The 12,060-nt window shown below is 61.8% G+C and carries 12 protein-coding genes; 9 read left to right on the top strand and 3 right to left on the bottom strand.

Features of this window, described 5'->3' with window-relative positions:
- Together EOB80_RS09285 and EOB80_RS09280 are read right to left on the bottom strand one after the other, a co-directional pair.
- Window positions 1-638: hypothetical protein (locus tag EOB80_RS09285; protein WP_127327571.1), on the bottom strand; the 638-nt coding region annotated here is incomplete at its 3' end.
- Window positions 635-934, bottom strand: a complete 300-nt coding sequence (locus tag EOB80_RS09280) for a DUF3572 domain-containing protein (protein WP_127327426.1) — start codon at window positions 932-934, stop codon at window positions 635-637. The genes EOB80_RS09285 and EOB80_RS09280, both read right to left, overlap by 4 nt.
- Before the next feature lie 246 nt (window positions 935-1,180).
- On the opposite strand from EOB80_RS09280, the gene EOB80_RS09275 reads away from it, so the two are divergent.
- The 9 genes from EOB80_RS09275 to ugpC all read left to right on the top strand — a co-directional run bounded on the left by EOB80_RS09275 (window position 1,181) and on the right by ugpC (window position 11,345).
- Window positions 1,181-1,552 carry a response regulator gene (locus EOB80_RS09275; RefSeq protein WP_013531932.1) on the top strand — a complete coding sequence of 124 codons (372 nt, stop codon included), beginning with the start codon at window positions 1,181-1,183 and terminating at the stop codon, window positions 1,550-1,552.
- 33 nt (window positions 1,553-1,585) lie between these two features.
- Window positions 1,586-2,959 (top strand): PleD family two-component system response regulator, encoded by a 1,374-nt coding sequence (locus EOB80_RS09270; RefSeq protein WP_127327425.1) that lies wholly within the window; start codon window positions 1,586-1,588, stop codon window positions 2,957-2,959.
- Window positions 2,960-3,480: 521 nt separating this feature from the next.
- Window positions 3,481-4,953, top strand: a complete 1,473-nt coding sequence (locus tag EOB80_RS09260; protein WP_127327424.1) for an FAD-dependent monooxygenase — start codon at window positions 3,481-3,483, stop codon at window positions 4,951-4,953.
- Between the two features lie 139 nt (window positions 4,954-5,092).
- Window positions 5,093-5,827: a FadR/GntR family transcriptional regulator gene (locus EOB80_RS09255; protein WP_127327423.1), complete on the top strand. Its 735-nt coding sequence runs from the start codon at window positions 5,093-5,095 to the stop codon at window positions 5,825-5,827.
- Window positions 5,824-7,011 carry a PLP-dependent transferase gene (locus tag EOB80_RS09250; RefSeq protein ID WP_127320349.1) on the top strand — a complete coding sequence of 396 codons (1,188 nt, stop codon included), beginning with the start codon at window positions 5,824-5,826 and terminating at the stop codon, window positions 7,009-7,011. The genes EOB80_RS09255 and EOB80_RS09250 overlap by 4 nt, the downstream gene beginning before the upstream one ends.
- A 29-nt stretch (window positions 7,012-7,040) precedes the next feature.
- Window positions 7,041-8,318 (top strand): sugar ABC transporter substrate-binding protein, encoded by a 1,278-nt coding sequence (locus tag EOB80_RS09245; protein ID WP_127296148.1) that lies wholly within the window; start codon window positions 7,041-7,043, stop codon window positions 8,316-8,318.
- 183 nt (window positions 8,319-8,501) lie between these two features.
- Window positions 8,502-9,425, top strand: coding sequence for a sugar ABC transporter permease (locus EOB80_RS09240; RefSeq protein WP_127327422.1), 924 nt, complete (start codon window positions 8,502-8,504; stop codon window positions 9,423-9,425).
- Entirely contained in the window at window positions 9,425-10,273 is an 849-nt protein-coding gene (locus EOB80_RS09235) for a carbohydrate ABC transporter permease (protein WP_127327421.1), read from the top strand. The genes EOB80_RS09240 and EOB80_RS09235 overlap by 1 nt, the downstream gene beginning before the upstream one ends.
- 4 nt (window positions 10,274-10,277) lie before the next feature.
- Window positions 10,278-11,345 carry a sn-glycerol-3-phosphate ABC transporter ATP-binding protein UgpC gene (ugpC, locus tag EOB80_RS09230; protein ID WP_127327420.1) on the top strand — a complete coding sequence of 356 codons (1,068 nt, stop codon included), beginning with the start codon at window positions 10,278-10,280 and terminating at the stop codon, window positions 11,343-11,345.
- 311 nt (window positions 11,346-11,656) lie between these two features.
- Here the strand turns inward: ugpC and EOB80_RS09225 are convergent, their stop codons facing one another.
- Complete coding sequence (locus tag EOB80_RS09225; RefSeq protein WP_127271560.1) at window positions 11,657-11,866, bottom strand: hypothetical protein; 210 nt, start codon at window positions 11,864-11,866, stop codon at window positions 11,657-11,659.
- Between the last annotated feature and the right edge of the window lie 194 nt (window positions 11,867-12,060).

Raw genomic sequence — 12,060 nt, 5'->3', positions numbered from 1 at the left:
CTTGTGATCTTGGGCGCTGCCTCGTGCCAGTCCTGGACGACGACCACATCGTCCGTCACCGGCGGCAGGAATGCGCGCAGCGAATTGTCGGCCATCAGGTGGAACAGTTCGGCGTCGGCGACCGATTCCCGTACCGACGCCAGATTGTGCGGCTGATCGTCGACGAAGACCACCGGTCGGCCGGCCTTGCCGCGAAGCTTGGCCACTGCCGGTCCTTTGGCCATTTCAGTGGTCAGAAGCGGGTAGCTCAGCCCAAGCGCGTCGAGATGGACGCGACGCACGGCACGGTGTTTGTGCGGCATGGCCGTCAGCAAGATGATTTCCGCGCGATCGCCAAGCCCTGCCAGGGCTTCTGACGCGCCGTCAGTAATGTTTTGCCAATCGGCTTGCGCGTCAAAGAAATCGGCCAGCAGTGCCGTGACTTCGGGCTGTTCGATCAGGCGGCCGCTGGCGGTCTCTGCGATGTTGCCGGTCAGCCGGAACGAGGCCAGCGTCAGGCCATAGCCGCGCGCCTTGAGGAAATTCGGAAACGGTCGGATGAATTCGAGCACGACATCGTCGACATCGAGGACAAGCAAGGGTCGGTCGTCGGCTGCCAGTTCTTCGATCTGGCGCGCGGTTTCCGGATCATCGCTCATATGGAATGCTCGGGGTTGTCGTCGCCCAGCGGCAGCGACCGCAAGGCTTTGCCGACAGCCGCCGGCGGGGTGCCGGTTTCCTCGGCAAAGCGCATCAGAGTCGGCTCGTGGGCGAGGATGAATTGCAGGACACCGGCCAGAAAACCCGGCTCGCTGGCGGCTTTGCGGATCGAATGGACCTCTATGCCGGTGATTGCCAGAAAGCGCGGCAGAAGCTCCGGATCGGAGGCGACGAAGCCCAGGGCCTTCACGGCAATCGATTCCGCTTCTTCGCGCATTGACGCTGCGTTTGCCATCACTACCTTCGGTGTGTGGAATGAGTCTCTCCCGCAGTAATGGCAAGAGTTGCTTGCGGCAAGCCATTAGAGCGTGGCGCGCCCTTTGGACGCGCAGGGGACGAGGTGGAATTCGCGCTGTTTTCCAGCCGCGGATTTCCGTTTCGTCAATCATATTGCCGTAAAGTGAAGCAGGGTTTGGTGCGTTCAGACATGGGCGCATGACGGTTGCCTTCGAAGCGGAAGGGCAGCCGGGACGGGAAATCGATGCCGAAGAAGGTTATGATCGTCGAAGACAATGAGCTCAATATGAAGCTCTTTCGGGACCTCATCGAGGCAAGCGGTTACGAGACCGTGCGCACCCGCAACGGTCTGGAAGCGCTCGATCTGGCGCGCCAGCACCGGCCGGATCTGATCCTGATGGATATCCAATTGCCTGAAGTGTCGGGGCTTGAAGTGACCAAATGGCTGAAGGAAGACGACGAACTGCACGTCATCCCGGTCATTGCGGTGACCGCCTTCGCCATGAAGGGCGACGAGGAACGTATCCGCCAGGGCGGCTGCGAGGCTTATATTTCGAAGCCGATCTCGGTGCCGCGTTTCATCGAAACCATCAAATCCTATCTGGGCGATGCGTGATGTGCCCCTTCAGCCGAGCCGGAGCCTTGTGAAATGACTGCTCGGATCCTCGTCGTCGACGATATCCCTGCCAATGTGCGGCTGCTGGAAGTGCGGCTGCTGGCCGAATATTTCGAAGTGCTGACCGCCACCAACGGGCCGGATGCGATAGAGACCTGCGAGAACGGCAAGGTCGATGTCGTGCTGCTCGACGTGATGATGCCGGACATGGACGGCTTCGAGGTCTGTCGGCGGCTGAAGAGCGATCCGGCGACATCGCACATTCCGGTGGTGATGATCACCGCGCTCGATCAGGTCTCCGACCGCGTCCGCGGGCTCGAGGCCGGTGCCGACGACTTCCTGACCAAGCCGGTCAACGACCTGCAGCTTATGACGCGCGTCAAGAGCCTGGTTCGCCTGAAGTCGCTCACCGACGAGTTGCGGCTGCGCGCCTCGACGACGCACAACATCGGCATCGAGGAGTTGCTCAGCCGCAATTTCGCATCCGAGGACACGACGCCCAAGGTGCTTTTGATCGACGAGCGCAAATCATCCGTCGAGCGCATCCAGAAGATGCTGCGCGACCGGGCCGATCTCGACGTCACACATGATCCGCATGCCGGTTTCTTCCAGGCCGCCGAGACGTCCTATGAATGCGTGATGATCTCGACCGCGTTCGCCGATTTCGATCCGCTGAGGCTCTGTTCGCAGTTGCGCTCGCTCGATCGCACCCGTTTCGTGCCGATCATCCTGTTGGCGGAGGAGGGCGAGGAGGAACGCATCATCCGCGGCCTCGAACTCGGCATCAATGATTATCTGATGCGGCCGATCGACCAGCAGGAGTTGACGGCGCGGCTGCGCACCCAGGTGCGCCGCAAGCGTTACAACGACCAGCTGCGCGCCAGCGTCACCCAGACCATCGAAATGGCGGTGACCGATGGACTGACCGGGCTCCACAACCGCCGCTATCTGGACAGCCACCTGCAGACGCTGTTCGATCGCGCCGTGGCGCGGCGCCGGCCGCTGTCGGTGATGATCACCGACCTCGACCGCTTCAAGGCGATCAACGATGCGCACGGTCATGACGGCGGCGACGAGGTTCTGCGGGAATTCGCACGACGGCTGCGCAAGAATGTCAGGGGTATCGACCTTGCCTGCCGCTTTGGCGGGGAGGAGTTCGTCGTGGTGATGCCGGACACCGAGGGCGCGGTGGCCGAGAAGGTAGCCGAACGCATTCGCGCCGAAATCGCCCAGGCGGCTTTCGCCATCGGGCAGGACGGCAAGGCGATCGAAGTCACGGTCAGCGTCGGCGTGTCGTCGGTGTTGAAGGGCGTGGACACGGTGGCGGCGCTGATGAAGCGTGCCGATCTCGCGCTCTACGAAGCCAAAAGCGGCGGCCGAAATCGCGTCGTCGCCAAGGCGGCGTAGCGATCCAGCCCCGATTATCCTGTCAACCCGACAGGGTTACCCGTTTACCTTAATCCAAGCGATTCGCGAGCCTTGGTTAAGAAACTGTTGATTTTCATAAACTCTTGCGCAACTGTGCAGGCCAAGACGAAGCCGGCACGAGGATAGAAAACCGGCTCCGATCCTGGGAATACCCCATGATGCTCAGGTCCGCCGCATCTCCTGGGTCCGTGGGGTCGGCCGGCCGGCGCTGGCACATAGTGGCCTCCTCGTACCGCTGCCAAACGCCGACCGGCCCCCTTCTCTCCAAAAGAACATCAGAACTCCGTGCTAAAGCACGGAGGACTCTGCGTTTTTGCATGTGAATCGGAACACCCGTTCTAGCCGTTCCAACACAGCTTCGCTGTGAGAGCAGCCAACGATGAGGGGAAGAGCACCCCTTCCATTTCATAGATATGGCGCACAAGGGGCTTGCGGCAAGACCCGGCTCCTCCCGTAAAACCGCGACCCAAGCCAGGGTGCGGAAAACGGGAGTTATGATAATGATTTCAGATCATGCGGTTGTGATCGCCGGGGGTGGTCCGACGGGATTGATGCTGGCAGGCGAACTGGCGCTGGCAGGCGGGGACGTTGCCATTTTCGAAAGGCGACCGGATCAGAAATTGGCAGGATTGCGCGCAGGCGGCCTGCATGCGCGCACTCTTGAGGTGCTCGACCAGCGCGGAATTGTGGATCGGTTTCTTTCACAGGGACAGATATCGCCGTCCGTGGGCTTCCACATGATCCGGTTAGGCATCAGCGATTTTCCCACGCGCCACAATTATCTGCTGGCACTGCGGCAAAACCTCATCGAGCGCATCCTGGCCGACTGGGTCGGCGAGTTGAAGGTGCCGATCTATCGTGAACACGAGGTTGCGGGGTTTACCCAGGACGACAGCGGCGTCGATGTCGAACTGTCCACCGGTCACCGCCTGAGGGCCGCATATCTGGTCGGGTGCGACGGAGGCCGCAGCACCATTCGCAAGGCGACCGGTATCGAGTTTGCCGGATGGGATCCGACGATGAGCTGGATGATTGCCGAGGTCGAAATGTCGGAAGAACCGGCATGGGGCTTCCGCAGCAACGCCTCCGGAATTCATGCTCTGGGTAAGATCGAGGGCGGCAGGAAGGTTGGCGTCGTGCTGACGGAGCCATGCCTGGAGGCGCGCGGCGAACCGACCCTGCGCGAGCTCAGCGAGGCGCTGACTGCCATCTACGCCACCGACTTCGGGGTTCACAGCCCGACCTGGCTCTCCCGCTTCACCGACATGACGCGCCAGGCCACCGCATATCGCGACAGGCGCGTGCTGCTGGCGGGTGATGCCGCGCACATCCATCCGCCGATGGGCGGACAGGGCCTCAACATCGGCGTGCAGGATGCGGTGAACCTTGGATGGAAGCTGGCCCAAATCATCAAGGGGACATCGCCGCAAAGCCTGCTCGACAGCTATCACGCCGAGCGTCATCCGGTCGCCGCCCGCGTGTTGCGCAACACGATGGCGCAGGTTGCGCTTCGCCGCACGGATGACCGCAGCAAGGCCTTGGCCGATACCGTTGCCGAGTTGCTCGGCATGGATGAAGCTCGCAAGAAAATCGCCGCGGAGATGTCTGGTTTGGGTGTTCATTACGACCTTGGCGAGGGGCATCCACTGCTTGGGCGGCGAATACCCGATCTCGATCTGACCACCGCCGGCGGACTGTTGCGGGTCTTCACCTTGCTGCACGACGCGCGGCCCGTGCTGCTCAACCTCGGTGAGCCCGGCAGGCTGGACATCGCGCCCTGGGCTGATCGGGTCCGGCAGATCGACACCGGTTACGCCGGTATCTGGGACCTCCCGGCTCTCGGGACGGTCGTTTCGCCCGACGCGGTCTTGATCCGGCCCGATGGTTATGTGGCTTGGGCCGGGGCGGGAACCCAACAGGGCCTGGTGGACGCGCTGACCACCTGGTTCGGGCCGCCTGCCACCGCAGGTTAGCAGACACGATCGAAGTGCGACCGCGCGATCGCCTTGAGAGTATTGCGTCCCTCGCTCCCACAGTGCTCTTGACAGTTGGTTGACAGGAGCTTCCTTCTGTGCAGAAATTGGTTGGACCATTGGACCACTTGGAGGAATTGTGGACCAGAACAGCCTGCCACCCATTCAGACCACGGCGCGCGACGACGCCGTGCTGAAGGCGTTGGTGGGCTTTGTTCGCGCCGAGGCCTTGCAGCCGGGCGAGCGGCTTCCAACCGAACGCATTCTGGCCGAGCGACTGAAGGTCAGCCGCAACACCGTGCGCGAGGCACTGACACGCTGGGAAGGGCTCGGCCTCGTCGAGCGCCGGCAGGGCAGCGGCACCTATCTCAAGGCGGCTGTTTCACACGATATGCTGCACATGCCGCTGACGCTGGCGGGCGGCAATGATTTCACCAGTCTGATGCAGACGATGGAGATCCGCCGCGCGCTGGAGGCGGAAGCCGCAGCCCTTTGCGCCGAACGCGCCAGCCAGGCCGACATCGCCGAGATCGCACGCAAGCTCGACATCATGGAGCAGGCGTTCCGCACGCGCGACGGCATGTCGTCGGAAGAGGATTGGGAGTTCCACCAGGCGATCTACCGGGCTTCGGGTAATCCGCTGTTCGAGCAGATCATCGCCGCCATGTACGAATTGTTCCACCGCTTCTGGGAGCATCCGCTCGGCGTGCGCGATTTCGGCCACGCCAGCTTTCCTTACCATCGCACCATCTACGAATACATTGCCGCGCGCGACCCGCAGGGCGCTCGCGCCGAGGCGCTCAAGCTGATGGCCACCGTCGAGGACGATCTCAAGCGCGGTGCCGCCAAACTCAAACTTTCGAGCCACACATGAACGAGCATCCATCCGGTTTCGATCACGACTATCTCGCCGAGGCGGCGACACTCTTGGCGCATGACGAACCGTTCCCCGGCGGTGCGGTGGTGCCGCCGATCTACCAGACCTCGCTGTTCACCTTCGCCAGCTATGCCGAGATGGCCGATACCTTTGCCGGCAAACGAAAGCAGCCGATCTATTCGCGTGGCGACAATCCGACGGTGATGGAGTTCGAGGCACGTGTCGCCGCGCTCGAAGGCGCAGAAGCAGCGCGCGGCTTTTCCAGTGGCATGGCGGCGATCAGCGCCACGGTGCTTGCATTCGTTGGGGCAGGCGAGCGCATCGTGGCGGTGCGCAATTGCTATGGCGATGCCTATCGTTTGTTCGAGCGGCTGTTGCCGCGGCTCAACATCAAGGTCGACTATGTCGACGGCTCCGACCCGGATGCGGTCGCGGCGGCACTTCCCGGCGCCAAGCTGCTTTATCTGGAAAGCCCGACCTCGATGATGTTCGAGTTGCAGGACATCGCGCATCTGGCGCGGTTGGCCAAGGAACAGGGCATCGTCACCACCATCGACAATTCCTGGGCGACGCCGGTCTTCCAGAAGCCGATCACGCATGGTGTCGACCTGGTTCTGCATTCGGCCTCGAAATACCTTGGCGGCCACAGCGACACCGTCGCGGGCGTCGTGGCGGGTTCGGCCGCTCATATCAAGCACATCAACGAGCAGACCTATTCCTATCTCGGCGGCAAGCTGTCACCGTTCGAGGCGTGGCTGTTGCTGCGCGGCCTGCGCACGCTGCCGCTGCGCCTGCCGCACCACATGAAGAGCGGCCTGACCATCGCCGAACGGCTGAAGGCGCATGCCAGTGTCGAGCGGGTCAACCACCCCATCTATTCGAACCACCCGGGCAAGGCGACGCTGGCCGGCTATGCCGGTCTGTTCTCCTTCGAGGTGACGGACGATATCGACATCCCCGTCTTCGTCGACGCGCTGAAATATTTCCGCATCGGCGTCAGCTGGGGCGGGCATGAAAGCCTGGTCGTACCGGCCAAGGCGTCGCTGGAGCAGACGCCGGGCCTGAATTCGATGGCGCGCTTCGGCGTCAGCCCCCGAACCATCCGCTTCAATGTCGGATTGGAGAGTGTCGAAGACCTGTGGGCTGACGTCGCCCAGGCCTTCGAAAAAGCCAGAAAATAACAAGCGGGTTCAAAATGGGAGTCTTGAACATGAAAAAACTGACCGTCATGCTGGCCACCGTTGCGGGGCTGGCGATTTCCGCCGGAAATGCCGTGGCCGACTCGACCCTGAAAATGGTCGAAGTCATCACCAGCCCGCCGCGCACCGAATTCCTGAAGAAGCAGATCGCCGAATTCGAAACAGCCAATCCGGGCATCAAGGTCGAGCTTATCTCGCTGCCCTGGGGCCAGGCGTTCGAGAAATTCCTGACCATGGTGCAGGCCGGCGATACGCCTGACATCGTCGAAATGCCGGAACGCTGGATGGGCCTCTATGCCAACAATGCCCAGCTCGAGGATCTCGGACCGTATATGGCCAAATGGGATGATGCCAAGACGCTGGGCGACCGCGCCAAGCAGTTCGGCTCGACCGTCAACAACACCCAGTTCATGATCCCCTACGGCTACTATGTGAACGCGCTGTTCTGGAACAAGAAACTGTTCAAGGAGGCCGGCCTCGACGGCCCGCCGGCGACGCTCGACGATTTCATCGCCGACGCCAAGAAAATCTCTGCGTTGCCGGGCAAATACGGCTACTGCCTGCGCGGCGGGCCGGGCGCCTTCAACGGCATGCACATGTTCATGAACATCGCCGCCGGCAAGGGCGGCTACTTCAACGAGGACGGGACTTCGACGATCAACGAAGAAGGCTCGGTCAAGGGCCTGCAGATGCTGGCCGACATGTACAAGGACGGATTGGCGCCGAAGGATGCGGTGAGCTGGGGTTTCAACGAAACGGTCACCGGCTTCTATTCCGGCACCTGTGCCATGCTCAACCAGGATCCGGACGCGCTGCTCGGCATCGCCGACAAGATGAGCGCGGACGATTTCGCCGTGGCGCCTTTGCCGGTCGGACCGAGCGGCAAATCCTATCCGACGCTGGGCTATGCCGGCTGGGCGATGTTTGCCAACTCGCAGCACAAGGACGACGCCTGGAAGCTGATGGCGACGCTTCTGTCGCCGAAGGACAATCTGGAATGGGCCAAGGAAGTCGGCGTCGTCCCGATCCACAACGGCGCCGACCAGGATCCCCATTTCAAGACGGAGCAGTTCAAGGGCTGGTTCACGGAGCTCAGCGACAGCTCCAAATATGAAATGGTCACCCCGCCGACGCATCTGGAGAACCTCGGCAATTTCGTCGACCAGGTGGCGATCAAGAATTTTCAGGAAGTGCTGCTTGGCCAGAAGACGGCCAAGGACGTCGCCGACCAATGGGCTGCCTTCCTGACCAAGGAACAGCAGGACTGGCTGGCGAAGAACAAGAAGTAAGCGCCTCTTTTTTCCTTCTCCCCGTTCTACGGGGAGAAGGTGGCCCGATAGGGTCGGATGAGGGGCGGCGCTATGCCTCGATTGGTTCGCGCTGCCCCTCATCTGCCTGCCGGCATCTTCTCCCCGTGAACGGGGAGAAGGACGCTGTTCCAGACGCCGCTCCAGGGAGCCGATCCTCAGCCAATGACCTACGCCGTGTCCGAAATACGATCCGCCGGCAAGCCGCGTCGCAAGCGGCTATCCCACGCCGCCATCGAGCCATGGCTCTATCTCAGCCCGGCGATCATCCTGCTGGTCGTGGTGCTTTTGGTGCCGCTGGTCATCGGCATCAGCTACTCCTTCCGCAAGTTCTCAGCGTTCAAGTCCGAATATGTCGGGCTCGGGCAGTATCAGGCGATGCTGTCGGATCAGGTGCTGGGGCAGGCGCTGGTCAACACGTTGTGGTGGACGGTCGCCAGCCTTTTCTTCCAGTTCTTCCTCGGCCTTGGCCTGGCGCTCCTGCTCGACAAGCCGTTTCGCGGCCGCAAGGCAGTACAAGCCCTGGTCTTCCTGCCCTGGGCGGTGCCGTCCTTCCTGTCGGGCCTGACCTGGGCCTGGCTGTTCAATCCGATCATCGGCCCGCTGCCGCACTGGCTGTTTGCGTTGGGGCTGAAAGCCCAGCCGACCAATGTGCTGTCCGATCCCTCAACCGCCATGTGGGGACCGATCGTCGCCAATATCTGGTTCGGCATTCCGTTCTTCGCCATCACGCTCCTTGCGGCACTGAAATCCATTCCATCGGAACTGCATGAGGCAGCGGCTATCGATGGAGCCTCGCCCTGGCAGCGCTTCACCAAGGTGACGCTGCCGTTCCTGGCGCCGACCATCGCCATCACCGTAATGTTGCGCACCATCTGGATCGCCACCTTCGCCGACCTGATCTTCGTCATGACGGAGGGCGGGCCAGCTGGCTCGACCAACACGGTGCCGGTCTACATCTATGTCAGCGCCTTCAAATCGCTGGACAAGGGCTATGCCTCGGCGGTGGCAGTGCTGTTGCTGATCCTGCTCATCGCCTATGCGATCGCTCTGATCGGCATCCGTCGCACGCTGGTGAGGCACGTCTGATGATAGCAGGACGTTCAACCTCGCAGCGCTTCTTCGGCGGCATCGGCCTCTACGCGGCAATCGCGGCTTACGTGCTGTTTGCCCTGTTCCCGATCTACTGGACGCTGAAGATCTCGGTCACGCCGGAGCGGCTGCTCTATTCCGAAGGCATCACCTTCTGGCCGTCGCACATGACGCTGCAGAACTTCGTCACCGTGCTCGAGACGACCGATTTCCCGCGCTATTTCCTCAACAGCGTCATCGTCTCGGTCTCGACGGCGGCACTGGTGACGATCATCGCCACGCTCGCCGGCTATGCCATGTCGCGCTTCACCTTTCGCGGCAAGGCAGCCCTGGCGCTGATGTTGCTGCTCACCCAGACTTTTCCGCTGGTGATGGTCATTCCGCCGATCTACCGCGTGATGGGGCAGATCGGCCTGATCAACAGCCTGACCGGGCTGATCATCATCTACACCGCCTTCAACACGGCCTTTGCCACCTTCCTGATGCAGTCGTTCTTCGACGGCATCCCCAAGGATTTGGAAGAGGCCGCGATGATCGACGGCTGCACCCGCGCGCAGGCCATGCGCAAGGTGATCGTGCCGCTGACGCTGCCCGGCATGGGCGCCACGCTCGGCTTCGTCTTCACCGCCGCCTGGAGCGAGCTTCTGTTTGCGCTGATGCTGATTTCCAGCGACGACCAGAAGACCTTTGCCGTCGGCTTGCTCACCTTCATCGGCAAGTTCGCCGTCGACTGGGGACAGATGATGGCGGCGTCCATCCTGGCGCTGATCCCGGTCTGTATCTTCTTCGCCTTCCTGCAACGCTATCTCGTCACCGGCCTGACCGCCGGCGCCGTCAAAGGATAGATCGATGGCCTCTGTTACGCTCGAAAAGGTCCGCAAGGACTATGGCGCCGTCCGCGTCCTGCACGCGGTCGACCTTGAAATCGCCGACGGCGAGTTCGTCGTCCTGGTCGGGCCGTCAGGCTGCGGCAAGTCCACGCTTTTGCGCATGATCGCCGGGCTGGAGGAGGCTTCCGGCGGCGAGATCCGCATCGGCGAGCGGCTGGTCAACGACGTAGCACCCAAGGACCGCGACATCGCCATGGTGTTCCAGTCCTACGCGCTCTATCCGCATATGGACGTGTCGAAGAACATGGGTTTCAGCCTGCTCCTGAAGAAGGCGGAGAAAACGACGATCGACGCCAGGGTGGACGGCGCCGCCAGGCGGCTCGGGCTCGACACGTTCCTGCAGCGCCTGCCGCGGCAACTGTCCGGCGGCCAGCGCCAGCGCGTCGCCATGGGGCGTGCCATCGTGCGCGATCCCAAGGTTTTCCTGTTCGACGAGCCGCTGTCGAACCTCGACGCCAAGCTGCGCGTCCATATGCGCGCCGAGATCAAGGCGCTGCACCAGCAGCTGAAGACGACATCGGTTTATGTCACGCATGACCAGATCGAGGCGATGACCATGGCCGACCGGATCGTCGTCATGCATGACGGGTTGATCCAGCAGGTCGGCGCACCGCTCGATCTCTATGATCGGCCGGCCAACATGTTCGTCGCCGGTTTCATCGGTTCCCCCGGCATGAATTTCCTGCCGGCGATTGTTCGCAAGGGTGGTACCCCGGAGGCTGTACTGACCGATGGCCAGGCGCTGCGCCTGCCGGAAGGCCTGCCGCTGACGGACGGTGATGCCATCACCGTCGGTCTGCGGCCCGAGCATATCAAGTTGGCGGATGAGGGCGCGTTGAAGGGGGAGGTGGGTGTGGTCGAGCCTCTCGGGCTTTCGACGCAGTTCTACGTCAAGCTGGCCAGCCAGCAGCTTTGCGTCTTTGCCATGGGCCGTGCCGGCGTGAAGCCAGGCGACGAGGTGAGGTTGGTTGTCGAACCAGACCAATTGCATCTGTTCGATCCGAAAAGCGGTGATCGCATCGGCTGAGGGGGACTCAGCCGGGCGGCGGGCAGCCGTATGAGGCGCCGATGTCGGGCGGGAAATACAGGTAACGCTACATTTCAATTGGATAAAATAGCGGAACGTCCAACAGACATTTCCGGAACCTAACAGGACCACTCGGACCTTTGCGTCTACAGCGCAAGACCTTAGTCCCGCCGTCTTCTCAAAAGAACGGAGGTCGTTTCGCCACGAATTGGGCCGCCGTCGGAGTTAGTCACACCGACGGCGGCGCCTGCAATATGGGCGAGTGGGTTGTGTGCGGATATGGTGTGATCGCGGAAGAGGATTGTAGACCGCTAACCGCGAGGGCTTCTTTTGGACAGCGGCGAACTGTCCAACGGGTTCTCAGCCGACTTGGCCGATCGCCGCTCCTTCAGCCACAGGGACTTCTTTCTCCTTGCCAGGTTCTCGTCTCGAACGCTGTCGTCGGCGGTCACTCCGCCATGCATCGCGGCAATCACGTAGTCGGCTCTGTTGGTTCGAAAGTCGCCTTTTTGTACGGACATCGTTTTCTCCCAGTGCGAGGCATTTCCCCCCTTTTTGCCTGACGCTGAAACTAACTGCCTATCCGTGGTGCAAGTCTACCAATCGCCGATTGTATTAAAACGATACACTCAAGGTGGCACGATCGCACGAGAGGAGCCAATACTGGCGGGGCTCCTTCATTGACCCTGTTGTTGTGATCCTTGCGGGGGTGCGG

It is taken from the genome of Mesorhizobium sp. M7A.F.Ca.MR.245.00.0.0, from assembly GCF_003997415.1.
GTDB lineage: Bacteria > Pseudomonadota > Alphaproteobacteria > Rhizobiales > Rhizobiaceae > Mesorhizobium.
The sequence above is the reverse complement of the archived record's forward strand: the minus strand, read 5'-3'. Positions and strand labels throughout refer to the sequence as shown.